At 75.7% G+C, this 17,880-nt stretch carries 16 protein-coding genes; 3 read left to right on the top strand and 13 right to left on the bottom strand.

Features of this window, described 5'->3' with window-relative positions; all coding sequences use genetic code 11:
- Positions 1 to 31 precede the first annotated feature (31 nt).
- On the bottom strand, positions 32 to 613 hold the full coding sequence (locus ACSNOH_RS23700) for a response regulator transcription factor (protein ID WP_436723448.1): 582 nt from the start codon (positions 611 to 613) through the stop codon (positions 32 to 34).
- Positions 614 to 1,134: 521 nt separating this feature from the next.
- Positions 1,135 to 1,860: a DUF3000 domain-containing protein gene (locus tag ACSNOH_RS23695; RefSeq protein WP_436723447.1), complete on the bottom strand. Its 726-nt coding sequence runs from the start codon at positions 1,858 to 1,860 to the stop codon at positions 1,135 to 1,137.
- A gap of 90 nt (positions 1,861 to 1,950) precedes the next feature.
- Here ACSNOH_RS23695 and hemE point away from each other — a divergent pair, with 90 nt between their 5' ends.
- Positions 1,951 to 3,015: a uroporphyrinogen decarboxylase gene (gene hemE, locus ACSNOH_RS23690; protein ID WP_436723446.1), complete on the top strand. Its 1,065-nt coding sequence runs from the start codon at positions 1,951 to 1,953 to the stop codon at positions 3,013 to 3,015.
- A 22-nt stretch (positions 3,016 to 3,037) separates the two neighbouring features.
- Here hemE and ACSNOH_RS23685 read toward each other — a convergent pair whose 3' ends face one another.
- The 10 genes from ACSNOH_RS23685 to ACSNOH_RS23640 form a co-directional block, all read right to left on the bottom strand.
- A complete protein-coding gene (locus tag ACSNOH_RS23685; protein ID WP_436723445.1) occupies positions 3,038 to 3,940 on the bottom strand; it encodes a nitroreductase/quinone reductase family protein in 903 nt (300 codons plus the stop codon).
- Between the two features lie 289 nt (positions 3,941 to 4,229).
- On the bottom strand, positions 4,230 to 4,664 hold the full coding sequence (locus ACSNOH_RS23680) for a lasso peptide biosynthesis B2 protein (protein WP_436723444.1): 435 nt from the start codon (positions 4,662 to 4,664) through the stop codon (positions 4,230 to 4,232).
- Positions 4,665 to 4,752: 88 nt separating this feature from the next.
- Positions 4,753 to 5,997 carry a cytochrome P450 gene (locus ACSNOH_RS23675; RefSeq protein WP_436723443.1) on the bottom strand — a complete coding sequence of 415 codons (1,245 nt, stop codon included), beginning with the start codon at positions 5,995 to 5,997 and terminating at the stop codon, positions 4,753 to 4,755.
- Positions 5,994 to 7,898 (bottom strand): asparagine synthase-related protein, encoded by a 1,905-nt coding sequence (locus ACSNOH_RS23670; protein WP_436723442.1) that lies wholly within the window; start codon positions 7,896 to 7,898, stop codon positions 5,994 to 5,996. The genes ACSNOH_RS23675 and ACSNOH_RS23670 overlap by 4 nt, the downstream gene beginning before the upstream one ends.
- 14 nt (positions 7,899 to 7,912) lie before the next feature.
- Entirely contained in the window at positions 7,913 to 8,029 is a 117-nt protein-coding gene (locus tag ACSNOH_RS23665) for a lasso RiPP family leader peptide-containing protein (protein ID WP_436723441.1), read from the bottom strand.
- A 179-nt stretch (positions 8,030 to 8,208) separates the two neighbouring features.
- Positions 8,209 to 9,594 carry an FAD-dependent oxidoreductase gene (locus ACSNOH_RS23660; protein ID WP_436723440.1) on the bottom strand — a complete coding sequence of 462 codons (1,386 nt, stop codon included), beginning with the start codon at positions 9,592 to 9,594 and terminating at the stop codon, positions 8,209 to 8,211.
- A 22-nt stretch (positions 9,595 to 9,616) separates the two neighbouring features.
- On the bottom strand, positions 9,617 to 10,156 hold the full coding sequence (gene pcaG / locus ACSNOH_RS23655; RefSeq protein ID WP_436723439.1) for a protocatechuate 3,4-dioxygenase subunit alpha: 540 nt from the start codon (positions 10,154 to 10,156) through the stop codon (positions 9,617 to 9,619).
- Positions 10,156 to 11,001 (bottom strand): protocatechuate 3,4-dioxygenase subunit beta, encoded by an 846-nt coding sequence (pcaH, locus tag ACSNOH_RS23650; protein ID WP_436723438.1) that lies wholly within the window; start codon positions 10,999 to 11,001, stop codon positions 10,156 to 10,158. Before pcaH ends, pcaG begins: the two co-directional genes overlap by 1 nt.
- A gap of 54 nt (positions 11,002 to 11,055) precedes the next feature.
- Entirely contained in the window at positions 11,056 to 12,246 is a 1,191-nt protein-coding gene (locus ACSNOH_RS23645) for a 4-hydroxybenzoate 3-monooxygenase (RefSeq protein WP_436723437.1), read from the bottom strand.
- A 71-nt stretch (positions 12,247 to 12,317) separates the two neighbouring features.
- Positions 12,318 to 13,511: a thiolase family protein gene (locus tag ACSNOH_RS23640; protein ID WP_436723436.1), complete on the bottom strand. Its 1,194-nt coding sequence runs from the start codon at positions 13,509 to 13,511 to the stop codon at positions 12,318 to 12,320.
- 188 nt (positions 13,512 to 13,699) lie between these two features.
- Between ACSNOH_RS23640 and hemG the strand changes: the two genes are divergently transcribed.
- Together hemG and hemQ are read left to right on the top strand one after the other, a co-directional pair.
- Positions 13,700 to 15,157, top strand: a complete 1,458-nt coding sequence (gene hemG / locus ACSNOH_RS23635) for a protoporphyrinogen oxidase (RefSeq protein ID WP_436723435.1) — start codon at positions 13,700 to 13,702, stop codon at positions 15,155 to 15,157.
- 5 nt (positions 15,158 to 15,162) lie between these two features.
- A complete protein-coding gene (gene hemQ, locus ACSNOH_RS23630) occupies positions 15,163 to 15,876 on the top strand; it encodes a hydrogen peroxide-dependent heme synthase (protein ID WP_436723434.1) in 714 nt (237 codons plus the stop codon).
- A 257-nt stretch (positions 15,877 to 16,133) separates the two neighbouring features.
- Here the strand turns inward: hemQ and ACSNOH_RS23625 are convergent, their stop codons facing one another.
- On the bottom strand, positions 16,134 to 17,726 hold the full coding sequence (locus ACSNOH_RS23625) for an alpha/beta hydrolase (protein ID WP_436723433.1): 1,593 nt from the start codon (positions 17,724 to 17,726) through the stop codon (positions 16,134 to 16,136).
- Positions 17,727 to 17,880 lie beyond the last annotated feature (154 nt).

The raw sequence follows: 17,880 nt of genomic DNA, 5'->3' as shown, positions 1-17,880 counted from the left end.
GGGGAGGGGGAGAGGGGAAGCTGCGCGGGCGTCAGTGGATGATGCCGGTGCGCAGGGCCACGGCGACCATGCCGGCACGGTCGCCGGTGCCGAGCTTGCGCGCGATCCGGGCGAGATGGCTCTTGACGGTGAGCGCCGACAGGCCCATGGACACGCCGATGGCCTTGTTGGACTGACCCTCCGCGACCAGCCGCAGCACCTCGACCTCGCGGCCGGACAGCTCGCGGTAGCCGCCGGGGTGGCCGGGGGCGCCGGGCGGGCGGCGGTGCAGCCGGGCAGCGGCTGCGGAGCCGATGGGGGCGGCGCCGGCGCCGATGTCGTCGGCGGCGGACAGGGCCAGGCCGTTCGGCCAGCCGGCGGCGCGGGTCTCGGACAGGAGGGTGAGCCCGGAGCCGTCGGGGAGGTGGACGTCGGCCACGCAGATGTCGCGCGGGTTGCCGACGCGGGGGCGGGCCTCCGCGATGGACGACGCCTCGATCACGTCTCGCACGCCCAGCGCCCAGAGGTGCCGGGTGACGGTGGAGCGGACACGGGGGTCGGCGACGACCACCATGGCCGTCGGTTTGTTGGGGCGGTAGGCGAGGCTCGCAGGTTGCTCGAGGAGAACGGACACCAAGCCTCCAGGGGGGAGTGGCGGGGGGACGGTTCCGGCGTTGGGGGTAAGCCGGGGTAATCCGTATGGGAAGGGTCACAAGCCTCTTCGGCACCGAAGCGGTCCGGCTTTAGGGAATGATCACGAATTGGTGAGTAACAATTCGGGCAATTCGGATGCGAACGGTCGGCGATCGATCAGTTTGGCGACCGAAATGGTGCGGGTGGGCGGGCGGAATCGGTCATGAATACGGCATCCGGGTGACCGTCCGCTTGCGCGGTTGGGGGTGCCCGTACGGGCCGGGGTGGTCCGGCGCCGCCGGGGTGCGCCGTCGGGGGTGTGCGCCGCGGCGGCGGTTTCAAGGATGCGGCGCATCCTTGACCGGCCGGGCCGGGGCCGGTCCGCCGGTCGGCGGCCAGTGGGTGAAGGGGGCCCGCCCCGTTCGTTCCGCCGCGGCGGTGATCGGCCGCATCGGACGTGTCCGGCGGTGCCGGGCTTGCCTGAGCTCGTTCGGCACCGCCGGGCTGCGCCGTTTCGGGCGGCTAGCGGCGGTCTTGGGGGTCTCGGCGTTGGGGGAGGGTTACTACGCCCGCGTCGGGCGCGCCGCCCGGCGGCAGGCCCGCGATCTGGCACAGCAGGTCGCACCACGCCGCCAGGTGCGCCGCCGTGTCCGGCACGCCCTCTCCCTCCGGTGGCGGCGAAGCCGGGCCGCCGCCGGCCTTGCCGCCGCGGACCGCCCGGACGGGCTTGGCCGCCGCCGGCGGCACCGGCGGCACCGGTGACCAGGAGGCCCGGATCTCGATGCGCGTCGACGGTTCCCGCTCGGCGAGGCCGCCGAAGTAGTGGGACCCGGCCCGCGTCACCGTCCCGCTGGGCGCCGCGTAGGGCACGCGCCGGGCCTCCAGGGCGCCGGTCAGCCAGGACCAGCAGACCTCGGGGAGCAGCGGGTCCGCCGCCATCTCCGGCTCCAGGTCCGCGTGGACCAGCGTCACCAGCCGGAACGTGCCGCCCCAGGCCTCGTGCCCGGCGGGGTCGTGCAGGAGGATCAGCCGGCCGTCGGCCAGCTCCTGGTCGTCGACGACGACCGCCGCCTCCAGCGCGTACGAGTACGGGGCGAGCCGCTGGGGCGGCGGCGTCGCGTCGAGCTCGATCTCGGGCCGCAGGCGCACCCCTTGCAGCCCGGCGACCGCCTGCCGGAAGACGGGCGGGGAGTCCTCCCCGTCCGCGTCGTCCGGACCGTCCGAGAGGTGTCCCTGCGCCGCAGCCATGCCCGGAAGACTAGGCGGAACGACGCGCGGTTCCGGGTAGGACACCCACACGGGCGGGTCACTCGTTCGGCCCGTGCGAAGATTTGGGGCATGAGTGAGCGCAGCCAGCAGCAGACAGGCCGTACCGCCGCACACGACTCGGCGTTCCTGAGGGCGTGCCGGCGCGAGCCGGTGCCCCGCACTCCGGTCTGGTTCATGCGGCAGGCGGGCCGCTCGCTCCCGGAGTACCGCAAGGTGCGCGAGGGCATCCCGATGCTGGAGTCCTGCATGCGGCCGGACCTGGTCACGGAGATCACCCTGCAGCCGGTCCGGCGGCACAACGTGGACGCCGCGATCTTCTTCAGCGACATCGTGGTGCCGCTGAAGGCCGTCGGCATCGACCTGGACATCAAGCCGGGCGTCGGCCCGGTCGTCGCCGAGCCGGTCCGCACCCGCGCGGACCTGGAGCGCCTCCGCCCACTCGACGCCTCCGACGTCCCCTACGTCACCGAGGCCGTCCGTCAGCTCACGGGCGAGCTCGGCGAGACCCCGCTGATCGGCTTCGCGGGCGCGCCGTTCACGCTCGCCAGCTACCTCATCGAGGGCGGTCCCTCGCGCACGTACGAGAACACCAAGGCCATGATGTACGGCGACCCGGAGCTGTGGGCGGCCCTGGTCGACCGCCTCGCGGGCATCACGGCCGCGTTCCTCGACGTGCAGATCCGGGCCGGCGCCTCCGCCGTCCAGCTCTTCGACTCGTGGGCGGGCGCCCTCGCCCCGGCCGAGTACCGCAGCTTCGTCATGCCCGCCTCCGCCAAGGTCTTCGACGCGGTCGCGCACCACGGCGTGCCCCGCATCCACTTCGGCGTGGGCACGGGCGAGCTCCTCGGCCTCATGGGCGAGGCCGGCGCGGACGTCGTCGGCGTCGACTGGCGCGTCCCGCTGGACGAGGCCGCGCGCCGTGTCGGCCCGGGCAAGGCCCTCCAGGGCAACCTCGACCCGGCCGTCCTCTTCGCCGGGCGCGCCGCGGTCGAGACGAAGGCCCAGGAGGTGCTGGACGCGGCGTCCGGCCTGGAGGGCCACGTCTTCAACCTGGGCCACGGCGTCCTGCCGAACACCGACCCCGACGCTCTGACGCGCCTCGTGGAGTACGTGCACGAGCGCACGGCCCGCTGACCGCGCCGGGGTCACCCGCCCGCTACGGCCGCGGCGCCGGCGGCGGGAACGGGATCCCGGCGAGCGGCGGCAGGAGGACCTCCTCCTCGTAAGCGAGGTGCGCCGTCAGCTCCCGTGCCGTCCGCTCCAGCTCGGCGCGGAACCGTACGGGATCGGCGGACGCGATGTCCGCCAGCAGCGCGCTCAGCTCCTGCTGCAGGCGCGCCACCGTCCGGTGCTCGGCCCGGAGCCGCTCGAAGGCCGCGCCGAGCTCCGGGTGGTGGGCCTCCATCGCGGGGAACAGGTGCCGGTCCTCGCTGTCGTGGTGGAACTCCAGCGACTGGCAGAACGCCAGGCAGTGCTGCCGGATCTGCAGCCCCAGGCCGGGCGCCGGCCGCCCGCCGGCCGGCGCGGCGGCGAAGTGCGCGTCGACCTCGTCGCGCACGTGCTGAAGCTGCGCGCGCAGCCAGGTGTGGACCTCCATGACCTTGTCGGCGAGCGTCTTCACGGGGGCCGGGGCCGGTGTGCCCTCCCCGGCGCGCTCCAGGACCACGACCGGCAGGACGCGCGGGGTGTTCGCCTGGTAATCGCCGTACCCCGGCACGGCGCGCACGACATGGGCGAACAGTTCATCGCGCCGCGCCCCCTCGGCGGGCACCGCGACGGCCTCGTACTCCTCGGTGCCGATCTCGACCCGGACGAGCGGGTGGGCGAGCAGATTGCGGTACCAGTCCGGGTGCCGAGGCGCGCCCATGTTGGACCCGACGACCAGCAGCAGCCCGCCGTGGCGCACGTAGCCGAGCGGAGTGGTGCGCTCCAGGCCGGACCGCGCGCCGGTGGTGGTGAGCAGGAGCAGGTCGCCGCCCTCGAACGGGCCGCCCACCTTCCCGCCGTTGGCACGGAACTCCTCGATGACGGACTGGTTGAAGGACAGAGCAGAAGACATACGCGTGGGCTCTCAGGCTTTCGGAGAAGGGCAGGGCCGCGCCGCAACCGGCATGCGAACGCCTGCAGATGAAGAAAAGACGGGGAAGGGCGCCGTCACACGGGCGCCGGGCGTACGCGTACGAGCGCGCCGCCGCGTCAGGCTCAGCCTGCGGAACGTGAGTTCATGGGAAGGACCCCTGCACAACGGGTGGTCGCCCGGCTGCCGGCCGGCCCACTGCTCTTTGGCCGGCGCCACGCGCCACGCCGCTCATTACACCGGCCGGCCCCGCGCGCGTCAATCCGGAAGATCACCGGGGTACGGATCCCGGCTCCCGCGGCGGCACCGACATCAGGGGCCGGTAGCAGTCCGAGCCAGGCGGTTCGCCCACGCGCCGTCCGCCGGCCTCGACCCAGGCGTGGGCCGCGAAGGGCGCGGTGCGGACGCCGGTGCACCAGGTGGGCCAGGTGCCGCGCAGGCGGCAGAGCAGCGCGGTGGCCAGGGAGCGCGGCAGGCAGTGCGGCCCCGCGCAGCGCGGGCTGGTGCCGGTGACCGCGGTGCGGGCGGCGAGCGCCTGGTCGTGCGTCGCGGGTACGGCTCCCGTGCGCAGCGCGGTCAGCAGGGTGCGGATGTGCCGGGGCGGCAGGCGGGCGATGAGGCGGGCGGCGCCGACCGCCGCGTGCGCCGCGATCCGGTCGCGCAGCGGCGGCCTGGGGCCGCGGGGGAGGACGACGGGAGCGCTCACGACAGCACCGGCCGGGGTGCGTCCTCGGTTGCCCGGCGCTCCATCAGGCGAGCTGGCCGGGGTGCGTCCTCGGTCGCCCGGCGCTCCATCAGGCGAGCCGGACGGGGAGGGCGGCGGGTGCGCGCAGGAAGGAGGCCCGCCAGGCGATCCGTTCGGGCGCGACGGCGAGTTGCAGGCGCGGGAAGCGGTCCAGGAGGGCGGTCAGCGCCAGCTCCGTCTCCGCTCGCCCGAGGTCCGCCCCGATGCAGGCGTGGCTCCCGTGGCCGAACGCCAGGTGCGCCTTGTCCTTCCGGCCGATGTCGAACCGGTCGGGGTCGGGGAAGCGCCGCGGATCCCGGTTGGCCGCCGCGAGTGCGATCTGGACGGTGTTCCGGGCGGGGACGGTGACGCCGCCGACGGTGCACGGACCGCCGGTGAAGCGGCGCGCCGCCAGCTCCAGCGGGCAGCGGTAGCGCAGCACTTCCTCGACGGCCTGCGGGACCAGCGCCCGGTCCGCGCGGACCCTCTCCCACTGCCCGGGGCACGCGAGCAGGGTGAGGACGGCCGTGCCGATCAGGTTGGCGGTGACGTCCAGGCCGGCCATCAGCAGCGAGATGAGGAGCGTCAGCAGCTCGTCGTCGCCGAGCAGGCCGCTGGCGTGCGCTCCGGCCAGGTCGGAGACGAGATCGTCGCCGGGCTGCTCGCGCCGCATCCGCAGCAGCCGTCCGGCGAAGCGGACCATGGGGTGCAGCGGGTCGCCGGCCTGCCCGGGGCGGAGGGTGCGGACGGCGCCGGTGCGCACGAGGAGCTCGTCGCGGTCGTCGGGGCCGAGGTGCAGCAGCTCGCCCAGGACGCGGGCCGGGAGCGGGCCGGCGAACTCCGCGACGAGGTCGGCCGGTCCGGGCCGACGGGCGGCGAGCCGGTCTGCGGACCGGCCGACGGCGGCCCGGATGCCCGGCCGCAGGCGCCGGACCTCCTGCGCGGTGAAGCGGTGCGCGACGAGCTGCCGCAGCCGCGTGTGGTCGGGCGGGTCCCTGCGGGCGAGGATGTTGTCGAAGTACGGGGCCACGTCCCCGGGAAGGGCCGCGGTAGGGAGCTCCCTCCGGGGATCCATGTGGCGCCGGTCGCGCAGCAGGCCCGGGTCCCGCAGCAGCGCCTCGGCCTCGGCGTAGCGCGTCACGACCCAGGCGGGGCTGCCGGGGAGGTACCGCGCGGGGCAGACCGGCCCCTGCTCGCGCAGCAGCTGGTAGGACCGGTACGGGTCGGGGTGGAACCCCTCCTCGAACAGGCCGGGGAAGGCGGGCAGCGAAGCGGCGGGCGGCCGGGGCCCGGGCGAGGCGGCGGGTTCGGTCACGGTGTCGTTCTCCTCGGCTCGGGACCCGCGGCGCCGGGGGCACGTGCCCCGCCCGTGCCGTCCGCCGCCGAACGCAGCCAGGCTTCGGTGGCGAGGGTCTGCACGAGCGGGGGGCGTACGGCGCCTTCGGCGCACGCTTCGAGGACGGCCGTCCGCAGGCGGCCGGCGTCGGCCATGCCGTACCGGGCGAGCAGGAGGTCGTCGCACAGGGCGAGCAGATCCGCACGGTGGCGGCGGAACCCCGCGGTGACCTCCGCCCCGGTGTCCGCCTTGGTCGTGCGCCGCAGCACGGCGTCGGGGACGATGCCGCGCATCGCCTCGGCGAGCAGGGGCTTGTAGTGCCAGGGAGTGGTGCGCTCGTGCAGCCGCACCGCCAGGCACGCCTCCAGCACCCGGTCGTCGAGGAAGGGGTACGCCGCGGTCAGGCCGGCGCTCGCCGCGACTTGTGCGTCGATCCGGGAGCAGCGGCCGGCGGCCTGCGCGAGCGCGACGGCCTCGTGCCGGCCCCGGGAGCCCGCGAGCGGCTCTGCCTCCTGCGCCGCGGCGGCGAGCAGGGCGCGGGCCGTCTCCGCGGCGTCCGCCGTGGCCCACGGCACCATGCGCAGGTCCGGGCCCCAGCCGTCCGGCGCGCCGCGGGCGGGCGGGGCGAGGAGGGCGCCGGACTGGTCGCGGAGCCACGTGCCGAAGTCCCGGCGGTCCAGGAGCATCCGCAGGACGGTGCGGGCGGGCCAGCGGTGCAGGATCCGGTGGGCGCGTGCGTGCTGCCAGCACGCGTACGGGTGACTGCGCGCCAGGTCGTGGAGGTAGGCGCGCCGTCCCTGCACGACCTCGTCGCCGCCGTGCCCGCTGAGCCGTACGCGGCAGCCCCCGGCCGTCAGGAGCCCGGCGAGCGCGAGCACGGGGGCCCGGCCGCGCAGGCCCGGGTCGGGTTCGTCCGTGCAGGCGGGGTGCAGGAGGCCCGCGAACTGCGGGGGACGCCGCCCGGGCGGCACGACGAGCCGCCGTGCGCCGGGGAGGTGGCGCGCGGCGAGCTCGGCCCAGGCGGCGTCGTCGTCACCGGCACCGGCCCCCGTGCACGTGACGGTGGTCAGGCCGGGCCGGTGCCGGTGCGCCAGGAAGCACAGGGACGCCGAGTCCAGGCCGCCTGACAGGTCGCAGGCGAGTCCGGCCGCGGTTCCTACCGCTCCTGCGGCCGCCCCTTCGCCGCCTCCGCCCCCCGCCGCCTCGGCGCGGAACGCGACCGCTTCGGCCAGGGCGTCGCGCAGGAGCGGGGCGCCCCGGGACAGCGGCAGCTCCGGCTCCGGCGGACTCCACCAGGGCACGGTGCGGCTCCGTCCGTCCGCCTCGATCAGCAGGCAGTGGCCCGCGGGCACCGCCCGTACCCCCTGCCACGGCGGGGTGCCGGCCACCGGGTGCGGCACGGGTGCGTTCAGCAGCCGGGAAGCCAGCCACTGCCGGTCCGGGCCGCTTCCGGTCAGGCGGGCCAGGACGTCGGACCGGTCGGCGGCCACCACCGTGCCCGCCAGCGGCACGAAGAAGACCCGCCGGAGCCCCGACGCGCTGCCCTGGACGCGGATCCGGCCGCCCGCCGCGGCCACCGCGTGGAAGCTTCCCGGCAGGGCCGCGCCGACCCGGCCCAGGTGGGCCACGCTGCCGCCGAGCCCCGCGGCCAGCCGGTCCAGCCGGCTCGCGGTGACCGGGCACTGCCCGATCACGGCGAGCCGCGCGCTGCCCGCCTCGCCGGCCGCGATGCCGTCCGCGCTCCAGTGGCCCATCAGCCAGGGCCGTCCCGACGCGTGGTGGACGACCCGGGCGGCGAGCGGACGCAGGAGCCCGGCCGCGGCTCTGCCGGCCTCGCTGTCGGGCAGCACCGCGAACCACGGCGCGCTGCAGCCGGACACCCCGCTGTCCCCGGCTAGTCGCGCGTGCCGGACGGGCCGTCCCAGAACGCGCCCCACCAGCCCCGCGTGTCCTCGTCGAACGTGCCGATCGCGACGAGCTCGGGGGACTCGTACGCCGTCTCCTCGTCCACCGCCATCACCTCGGTCCCGGCCTGCCGGCCGATGTCCTTAACCCCTGGCCTTAACGCCTGGCCTGCCTGACTCCTGGCCTCAACTCCTGGCCCGGCTCCCCGTATGGGGGCTTATCTTCAGCATCGCGCCATTATTCCGAGATGAGCAAGTGTCCGACCTTTCACGCAATCGAGTGAATTCAGGCTGCTCCGGCAGCCCTTACGGCGGCCGCCGCCTTGCGGGCCGCCACCAGGACCGGGTCCCAGACGGGCGAGAACGGCGGGGCGTAGCCGAGGTCCAGGGACGTCATCTGATCCACGGTCATCCGGGCCGTGAGCGCCACCGCCGCGACGTCCACCCGCTTCGCCGCGCCGTCGTGCCCCACGATCTGGACGCCCAGCAGCCGCCCCGTGCCGCGCTCGGCGAGCATCTTCACCGTCATCGGGCGCGCGCCGGGGTAGTAGCCGGCGCGGCTGGTGGACTCGATGGTGGCCGTCACGTAGCGCAGGCCCTCCGCCCGTGCCTGGGCCTCCAGCAGGCCGGTCCGGGCGATCTCCAGGTCGCAGACCTTGCTGACGGCCGTGCCCACCACGCCGGGGAAGGTGGCGCAGCCGCCGCCGACGTTGGTGCCGATGACCTGGCCGTGCTTGTTGGCGTGGGTGCCGAGGGCGATGTGGCGGGTGCGGCCGGAGACGAGGTCGAGGACCTCCACGCAGTCGCCGCCCGCCCAGACGTTCTCGTGGCCGCGCACCCGCATGGCCGGGTCGGTCAGCAGCCCGCCCGACGCGCCCAGCGGCAGGCCCGCTTCCCGGGCGAGCTCCGTCCCGGGGCGCACGCCGAGCCCGAGCACGACCACGTCGGCGGGGTATTCGCGGCCGGCCGTGGCGACCGCGCGCACCCGGCCGCCGGGCCCGGTCCGTACGGCCGTGACCTCGGTGTCCGTGACCACCTCGATGCCCATGCCGGTCATCGCGTCGCGCACGAGCGCGCCCATGTCGGGGTCGAGCGTCGCCATCGGCTGCGCGGAGCGCTCGATCACCGTGACCGCCCAGCCGCGCCGGACGAGCGCCTCGGCCGTCTCCACGCCGATGTATCCGGCGCCGACCACCACCGCCCTGCGCTCCCCCGCGCCGCCTTCCAGCGCGGCGACGAGCGCCCGGCCGTCGTCCAGGGTCTGCACCCCGTGCACGCCCGGCGCGCCGATGCCCTCCAGGGGCGGCCGCACCGGCCGGGCGCCGGTCGCGAGGACGAGGTGGTCGAAGCCGTGCCACCGCTCCGTACCGGACTCCAGGTCACGCGCGAGGACGCGCTGGCCGCCGAGGTCGAGCCCGGTCACCTCGGTGCGCATCCGCACGCCGATGCCGCGGGCGCGGTGCTCCTGCGGCGTCCGGGCGACGAGCGCGTCGGGGCCGTCGACCACGCCGCCCGCCCAGTAAGGGATGCCGCAAGCGGAGTACGACGTAAAACGTCCGCGCTCGAACGCGATGATCTCCAGCTCGTCCGGGTCCTTCAGCCGGCGCGCCCGGGACGCGGCGGACATGCCCGCCGCGTCGCCCCCGACGACCACCAGTCGCTGTGCGGCCATGCCCGCTCCTCCCGTTCCCCGGTCAGTCTCCGGCACTCCAGTCGAGGAAGACCGTCTCGCCTTCCCCCTGCAGCTTCACATCGAACCGGTACGCGTCCGGCCGCCCGCTCTCGGGCGTCGCCAGCAGCGTGGCGCGCCGCTCCGCAGGCAGCGACGCCAGCAGGGGATCGCCGGGCGGCTCGGCGACGTACACCCGGGTGAACAGGTGCCGGTTCACGCCCCGGGCGTGGACGCACAGCGCCAGGTACGGGGCCCCGCCGGGCGGCAGCGTGCGCAGGACGTAGTGCCCGTCGCGGTCGGTGGGCACGCGGGCCCAGCCGGTGAACGTCCGGCCGTCGCGGCGCAGGCTGCCCGGCGCACCGGTGAGCGAGCCGTCCGGGGCGGCCTGCCAGAACTCCAGGAGCGCGTCCGGCACGGGCGCGCCCTCCCCGTCGCGGACGTGGCCGTGCACGGTCACGGCGGCGGGGTGGCCGGCGGGCGCCGCGTCACCGCCGCCGGGGAAGGGCAGCGCGGTGCCGTAGTAGGGGCCGATGGTCTGGGGCGGGGTCGCGGGCAGCAGCATCAGCGGGCCCCTTCGGTCCAGGTGGCGCACGGGCCGTCCAGGACGATGTCCCAGCGGTAGCCGAGGGAGCGGCCGGGCTCGCCGAGCGTGCGGTCGAGGGAGCAGATCAGGCGGGCGCGCGCCGCCGAGTCGCTGACGGTGTGCCAGATCACGTCGTCGGCCAGGAGCGGGTCGCCGGGGAAGTACATCTGCGTCACCAGCCGCTGCGTGAACGCCGTGCCGAAGAGCGAGAAGTGCAGGTGCGAGGCGCGCCACAGGTCGTGCGGGCCGCCCAGCGGGTAGGCGCCGGGGCGGACGGTGACGAAGCGGTAGCGGCCGTCGTCGCCGGTCAGGCAGCGGCCCGCGCCGGTGAAGTGCGGGTCCAGCGGGGCGGGGTGGCGGTCGAGCGGGTGGGCGTAGCGTCCGGCGGCGTTGGCCTGCCACAGCTCCACGAGCTGGCCGCGCACCGGGCGGCCCCGGCGGTCCGTGACCCGCCCGGAGACGACGATGCGCTCGCCGACCGGCTCGCCGTGGTGCTGCCGGGTGAGGTCGTGGTCGAGGGGGCCGACGTCGGCCGTCCCGAAGACCGGGCCGGTCAGCTCGGCGGTACGGGGCGCCGCCGGCAGCGGAGCGGGGACGCGGACGGCCGGCCGGAGAGGGGCGCGGAGGGCGGCGGCCCGGGCGGCGGCGTCCGCCTGGGCCGCGGCGCCGGACGCGGCGGGCCTTGCGGGAGCCCCTGTCCCGGCGGGCGCCGGCGCCGTGCCGGCCCCGGCGTCCTCCGGTGACGTGCCGGGTTCCCGGGAACCCGGGTCCGTGCGGCGTATCTGTTCCTGCGCGGGGTGAGGTGCGGGTTCGGAGAGGGCCATGGCCCTGACCTACCCCGGGTAGGACCCGGTGATCCCGACCGGCCTGCCGACCGGTCAGATCAGCGGTGCTCCCGCGTAGTTCTCGGCCAGCTCCGCCGCGGCCGCCGTGGGGCCGGTGACCCGGCGCAGCCACGCCAGCTGCATGGCCCGGTCGTACGCGTCGGCGCCCGGCGCGGCGTGCAGCATCGTCGTCAGCTCGTGCGAGAAGAACTGCGCCTGCCACACGCGGCGCAGGCAGTTGTCCGAATAGCGGTCGAGGAGCGCGGCCGAGCCGGTGCGGTGCCAGTGCGTGAGCGCCCGGGCCATGGTGACGACGTCCCCGAAGGCCAGGTTGAGGCCCTTGGCGGCGCTCGGCGGCACGATGTGCGCCGCGTCCCCGGCGAGCAGCAGCCGCCCGTGCCGCATCGGCTCGATGACCTGGCTGCGCAGGCCGTTCACCGACTTGGCGAGGACGGGGCCGCGCCGCAGCTGCCGTCCTCCGGCGGCCAGCCGGACGTCCAGCTCGTCCCAGATCCGGTCGTCCGGCCAGTCGTCCGGATCGGTGCCGTTGGGCACCTGCAGGTAGAGCCGCGAGACGGTGGGGGAGCGCATGCTGTGCAGCGCGAAGCCCCGCTCGTGCCCGGCGAGCAGCAGCTCGTCACTGGAGGGCGGCACGTCCGCGAGGATGCCGAGCCACGAGTACGGGTACGTGCGCGCGTGCATCCGCACCGCGCCCGCGGGCAGGGCGCGCCGGGAGGCCCCGTACGAGCCGTCGCAGCCCGCCACGAACTCGCACTCCAGCGTGCCCTCCTGGCCGTACCGCCCCCCTTGCCCACCCCGGACGAAGCGGATGAGCGGCTGCTCGCCGCCGGTCTTCTCCACCGCGACCACCCGCGTGTCGAACAGCAGCGGCGGCCCGCCGGCCAGCTGAAGGGCGATCAGGTCCTTGACGACCTCGGTCTGCGGATAGACCGTCACCGTCCGGCCACCGGTCCGGGACGGCAGGTCCACGCGGTGCGCCTCGCCCTCGAAGCGCAGCTCGAAGCCGCGGTGGACCAGCCCCTCGCGGTCCAGCCGGTCCCCCGCGCCGCACTCGCGCAGGACGTCCACCGAGCCCTGCTCCAGGATCCCGGCGCGCTGCCGCCGCTCGACGTACGCGCGGTCACGGGCCTCCAGGACGGCGCAGTCCACGCCCGCCCGGTGCAGCAGCCGCGCGAGCAGCAGGCCGGCCGGGCCGGCCCCGATGATGCCGACGGTGGTACGCATGTGCGGGCAACCTCCCCGAGAGCGAGCGCCGTACGCGTCCTCGGCGTGCGCGCGTCCCGGGCGGGCGGCCCTCAGCGCTCGAGGACCAGCGCCTGCCCCTGCCCGACGCCGATGCACAGTGCGGCCAGCCCCGTGCCCGAGCCCGCCGCGGCGAGCTGGTGGGCGACCGATCCCGCCAGGCGCGCACCGGAGCAGCCCAGCGGGTGGCCGATGGCGATCGCGCCGCCACGGGGGTTGACGATCCCGGTGTCGAGGTCCGGCCACTCGGCGAAGCATCCCAGGACCTGGGCCGCGTACGCCTCGTTGAGTTCGAAATGTGTCACCTCCGCGAAGGAACGGCCGGCCTTCGCGAGGGCGCGCCGCACCGCCTCCACCGGCCCGAGCCCGTAGAGGTCCGGCTCGATGCCGGTGACCGCGGACGCCCGGATCCGCGCGAGCGGCTCGCGGCCGCTCTCGCGCAGCCCTTCCTCGTCGCACAGCAGCAGCGCCGCCGCGCCGTCGTTGAGGGGCGAGGCGTTGCCCGCCGTGACCGTGCCCCCGTCCTTGCGGAAGGCCGGCTTCAGGCGGGCGAGGGCCTCCATGGAGGTGTTGTCGCGGATGGTCTCGTCCCGCGGCAGCTCCACGCCCGGCAGCGGGACGACCTCGGCGTCGTACGCGCCCTCCGCCCACGCCCGGGCCGCCTTGCGGTGGCTGGCGAGCGCGTAGGCGTCCTGCTGCTCGCGCGTGATGCCGTACTTGTCCGCGATCAGCTCGGCGCCCTCGCCCAGGGGCGTCGTCCACCGCTCGGGCATCGCCGGGTTGGTCATCCGCCAGCCGAGCGTGGTCGAGTACAGCTCCTGGTGGCCGGAGGGGAAGGCCCGCTCGGGCTTGGGCAGGACGTAGGGCGCGCGGGTCATGGACTCCACGCCGCCCGCCACGACCACCGACGCGTCGCCCAGGGCGATGCTGCGGTACGCGTGGACGACGGCCTCCAGGCCCGAGGCGCACAGCCGGTTGACCGTCATGCCCGGCACGCTCACCGGCAGCCCCGACAGCAGCACGGCCATCCGGCCCACGTTGCGGTTCTCCTCGCCGGCGCCGTTGGCGTTGCCGAAGACGACGTCGTCGATCAGAGCCGGGTCCAGGGCGGGGCTGCGGCCGGCGACGGAGCGGACGACGTGCGCGGCGAGGTCGTCCGGGCGCACGGAGGCGAGGGCCCCGCCGTACTTGCCGACCGGGGTGCGCACGGCGTCGACGACGTAGACGTCCCGGATGCGGTCGTTCATGGACTGCTCCTCCCGCGGCGCCCCACCACCGGGGTCCGCCCTGTGAACTGCTGTTCATGGTCGGCCGCAGACGAGTCTTCGGGCTGCGCCCGCCCGCTGTCAATGGGTAACCGCCCGACCGTTCGGACGGGAGCCGTTCCGGTGGCCCGGCCGCCGGTCCGGCCCCGGGCGTTTGAGAGAGTGGCCCCATGAGCGCAGCGGACATTTCGGCAGGCGGTTCCCGGCGGCACGCGGCCGTCATCGGCGGCGGGATCTCGGGCCTGGCGGCGGCCCTCCGGCTGGCGCGGGCCGGGGTCCGCGTCACCCTGCTGGAGAGCGAGGGCCGCGTCGGCGGCAAGCTGCGCACGGGCGAGATCGCGGGCATGCCCGTCGACCTCGGCGCCGAATCCGTGCTGGCCCGGCGCCCCGAGGCCGTGGACCTCGCCCGCGCCGCCGGCCTCGGCGACCTGCTGCAGCCGCCCGCCGCCACCGCGATGCTGTGGAACCGCGGCGAGCTGCGCCCCCTGCCCACCGGCCACACCATGGGCGTCCCCGGCGACCTCGCCCCGCTCGCCGCCTCCGGCATCCTCTCCGCCGAGGGCCTCGCCCGGGTCGCCCGCGACGCCGAGCTGCCGCACACCGACCCCGGCGAGGACGTCGCCATCGGCGCGTACATCGCCGAGCGCATGGGCCGCGAGGTCGTCGACCGGCTGGTCGAACCGCTCCTCGGCGGGGTCTACGCGGGCGACGCGTACCGCATCTCGATGCGGGCCGCCGTCCCCCCGCTCTTCGAGGCCGCCCGCACCCACCGCTCGCTCGGCGAAGGCGTACGGCAACTGCAGGCGCGCGCCGCCGCCCGGCAGCAGACCGGGCCCGTCTTCATGGGCATCGAGGGCGGCATCGGCCGGCTGCCGCTCGCCGTCGCGGACGCGGTGCGCGCCGCGGGCGGCGAGATCCGCACCCACGCACCCGTGACCGGGATCGCCCGCACCGCCGGCGGCGGCTGGCTGGTCGAGCTGGCGGACGGCGCGCTGGCGGCCGACGCCGTCGTCGTCGCCACGCCCGCGCAGGCCGCCGCCCGCATCATCGCCCGCGCCTGCCGCGCCGCCGGGGCCGGCGCCGCCGCCGACGCGCTCGCCGGCGTCGAGTACGCCTCCATGGCGCTGGTCACCATGGCCTTCCGCCGCTCCGACGTCGAAGGGCTGCTCCACGGCAGCGGCTTCCTCGTGCCGCCCGTCGACGGGCGGAAGATCAAGGCGTCGACCTTCTCCAGCAACAAGTGGCGCTGGAACGCCGACGCCGGCCCGGATCTCTTCGTCCTGCGCACCTCCATCGGGCGCTACGGCGACGAGGACGACCTCACGCGCCCGGACGCCGAGCTGGTGGCCATGTCGCTGAAGGACCTCGGCGACGCCGTGGGCCTTGCGGCCGCCCCCGTGGAGACCCGCGTCACCCGCTGGGACGGCGGGCTGCCGCAGTACCCCGTCGGCCACCTCGCGCGCGTGGCCCGCATCCGCGAGCACGTCGCCCGCCTGCCCGGCCTGGAGGTCTGCGGCGCGGTCTACGACGGCGTGGGCATCCCGGCCTGCATCGCGAGCGCTCACCGCGCCGCCGACGGGCTTCTTGCGACCCTGGCCGAGGGCGCGGGGGACGGCAGGGGAGAATAGGGGCCATGACAGACGCGCAGAAGATCCCGAACGCCGGCAAGAAGGCCAAGGACCTCAACGAGGTCATCCGCTACACCCTCTGGTCGGTGTTCAAGCTCCGCGACGTCCTGCCGCAGGACCGGGCCGGCTGGGCCGACGAGGTCGAGGAGCTGTTCGCCCGGCTCGCGGAGAAGGACGTCACCGTGCGCGGCACGTACGACCTCTCCGGCCTGCGCGCCGACGCCGACGTCATGATCTGGTGGCACTCCGAGACCTCGGACGCCCTCCAGGACGCGTACAACCTCTTCCGCCGCACGAAGCTCGGGCGCGCGCTGGAGCCGGTGTGGTCCAACATGGCGCTGCACCGCCCCGCCGAGTTCAACAAGTCGCACATCCCGGCGTTCCTCGCCGACGAGACCCCGCGCGACTACGTGAGCGTCTACCCCTTCGTCCGCTCCTACGACTGGTACCTGCTGCCCGACGAGGACCGCCGCCGCATGCTCGCCGACCACGGCAAGATGGCCCGCGGCTTCCCGGACGTCCGGGCGAACACGGTCGCGTCGTTCTCGCTGGGCGACTACGAGTGGATCCTCGCCTTCGAGGCGAACGACCTCTACCGGATCGTGGACCTCATGCGCCACCTGCGGGCGTCCGAGGCGCGGATGCACGTCCGCGAGGAGGTCCCGTTCTACACGGGCCGCCGCAAGGCGGTCGCGGACCTGGTGGCGGGGCTGGCGTAGCCGCGTACGGCGGGTTGGCGGTACGCGCCGGGTCCCGGGCTCGCGGATTCCGCCGGACCCTGCCGGTGGTGGTTTCGCGCCGTAGCGGCGGGCTCTTTCTTCCGCCGCGGCGGTGATCAGTGGGCGCCGGCCTGCCCGGCGGTGCCGGGCCGGGCCCGGGGCCGTGCGGCACCGCCGGTCGCCGCGGGCTTTCTCTTCCGCCGCGCCGGCCGTAGCCGGGCTCGGCGCGGCGTGGGGCGCTGCCCCGCGCCGCTGGGTCAGGCCCCCGGCTGGAGGTCCTTGCCTCTTGTCGGTGCCGGTTCCCGGCGCGGAGCGCACGTCGCGTCGTGTGCCGGGACCGCGCCCGTCAGCAGGTACGTCTCCAGGTGGCGGTTGACGCAGCGGTTCGGGCCGCCGCCGATGCCGTGCGTGCCCGCGCCCCGCTCGGTCACCAGCGCCGAGCCCGCCAGCCGGCGCCGCAGCTCCAGCGCGCCCGGGTACGGCGTCGCCGCATCCCGTTCGGCCGCCAGCAGCAGCGTCGGCGGCAGCGCGCCGCGCGCCGCGCGGACGTCGAGCGGCCGCTGCGACGGCGCCTGCCAGAACGCGCACGGCAGGTTCATCCACGCGTTCTGCCACGTCTCGAAGGGCGCCCGCCGCGCGAGCCGCGTGTTGTCGCGGTCCCACTTCTTCCACGAGCGCGGCCAGCGCGCGTCGTTGCACTCGACGGCGGTGTAGACGGCGTTGGAGTTCTCACTGGCCACCGCGCCGTTCGGGTCCGGCTCGGCGAGGACGCGCAGCGGCTTGGCGTCGCCGCGCAGGTAGGCGGAGAGGGCGTTCGCGCTGCGCGCCCAGTAGCTGTCGGTGTAGCCGACCTGGAGGAACGCCGCCTGGAGCTCACCGGGGCCGACCTTCCCGGCGGGCCGGCGGGCCAGCCGGCGGCTCGCGCGCTCGTACGAGTTCAGCACCTGCCGCGCGGTGCGGCCGAGGTGGTAGACGTCGTCGTGCCGGGCGACCCAGCGCCGCCAGTCGCTCCAGCGGGTCTCGAAGGCCGCCGACTGGTTGAGGTTGCTGCGGTACCAGATCTTCCCGGGGTCGGGGTCGACGACGCTGTCGAAGACCATGCGGCGCACGTGCCCAGGGAAGAGGGTGGCGTAGAGCGCGCCGAAGTACGTGCCGTAGGACGCCCCCATGTAGGTGAGCCGCCGTTCGCCGAGCGCGGCGCGGAGGACGTCCAGGTCCCGGGCGTTGTTCAGGCTGGTGAAGTGCCGCAGGCCGGACCCGGCCCGGCGGGCGCAGCCCTGCGCGTAGGCGCGCGCCTCGGCGACCTTCTTGCGCTTGTACGCGGCGGAGGGGTGCTGCGGGGCCTCGCTGGGGGCCTTCGCGAAGCTCGCGGGGGACACGCACGACAGCGGGGCGGAGCGGCCGACGCCGCGGGGGGCGTAGCCGATGAAGTCGTACGCCTTCGCCAGCTTCTGCCACTGCGGGATGGCGGAGAGCAGCGGGAAGAACATGCCGGAGCCGCCCGGCCCGCCGGGGTTGTAGACGAGCGCGCCCTGCCGGCCCGACTCCGGCCCCGTGGCGCGGCCGCGGCTGACGGTGAGGTCGATGTGCTTGCCGTGGGGGTCGGCGTAGTCCAGGGGCACGGAGACGGTGCCGCACTCGAACGGGGCGGGCAGGCCCTCGGCCTCCGCGCAGGGGCCGAAGCGGATGCCCGCCGACGCGGCCTCCCGGGCGGCCTCCTCCGCGCCGAGCGCTTCGGCGTAGCCGCCGGGCGTGCGGGTCCGGCCGGGGGCGAGGGCGTCGGCCGGGGCGGCGGTGAGCGTGGCGAGGACCAGCGATCCCAGGGCTCCGTACAAGGCGAGTGCTCTCACTGACCATCCCTTCCCGGCCGTTAATCTGACAAAAGGGATAATTCGTGGGGCGTTTGGCGATGTAAAGCACCGGGGGCGGGTGTCGCGGACGAAGGCGCGGATGACGCGGATGCCGGTGATCTGCTCGCGCAGCACCCGGTTGACCGTGTCGATC

It is taken from the genome of Streptomyces sp. URMC 127, assembly GCF_051386535.1.
Taxonomy (GTDB): domain Bacteria; phylum Actinomycetota; class Actinomycetes; order Streptomycetales; family Streptomycetaceae; genus Streptomyces.
This window is presented reverse-complemented; position numbering and strand designations above follow the sequence as displayed.

Coding starts and splice junctions, on each gene's coding strand:
- pcaH (WP_436723438.1), bottom strand. CDS start 11,001: ATGGCCCTCTCCGAACCCGCACCTCACCCCGCGCAGGAACAGATACGC.
- ACSNOH_RS23645 (WP_436723437.1), bottom strand. CDS start 12,246: ATGCGTACCACCGTCGGCATCATCGGGGCCGGCCCGGCCGGCCTGCTG.
- hemG (WP_436723435.1), top strand. CDS start 13,700: ATGAGCGCAGCGGACATTTCGGCAGGCGGTTCCCGGCGGCACGCGGCC.
- ACSNOH_RS23685 (WP_436723445.1), bottom strand. CDS start 3,940: ATGTCTTCTGCTCTGTCCTTCAACCAGTCCGTCATCGAGGAGTTCCGT.
- hemQ (WP_436723434.1), top strand. CDS start 15,163: ATGACAGACGCGCAGAAGATCCCGAACGCCGGCAAGAAGGCCAAGGAC.
- hemE (WP_436723446.1), top strand. CDS start 1,951: ATGAGTGAGCGCAGCCAGCAGCAGACAGGCCGTACCGCCGCACACGAC.
- ACSNOH_RS23640 (WP_436723436.1), bottom strand. CDS start 13,511: ATGAACGACCGCATCCGGGACGTCTACGTCGTCGACGCCGTGCGCACC.
- ACSNOH_RS23695 (WP_436723447.1), bottom strand. CDS start 1,860: ATGGCTGCGGCGCAGGGACACCTCTCGGACGGTCCGGACGACGCGGAC.
- pcaG (WP_436723439.1), bottom strand. CDS start 10,156: ATGCTGCTGCCCGCGACCCCGCCCCAGACCATCGGCCCCTACTACGGC.
- ACSNOH_RS23660 (WP_436723440.1), bottom strand. CDS start 9,594: ATGGCCGCACAGCGACTGGTGGTCGTCGGGGGCGACGCGGCGGGCATG.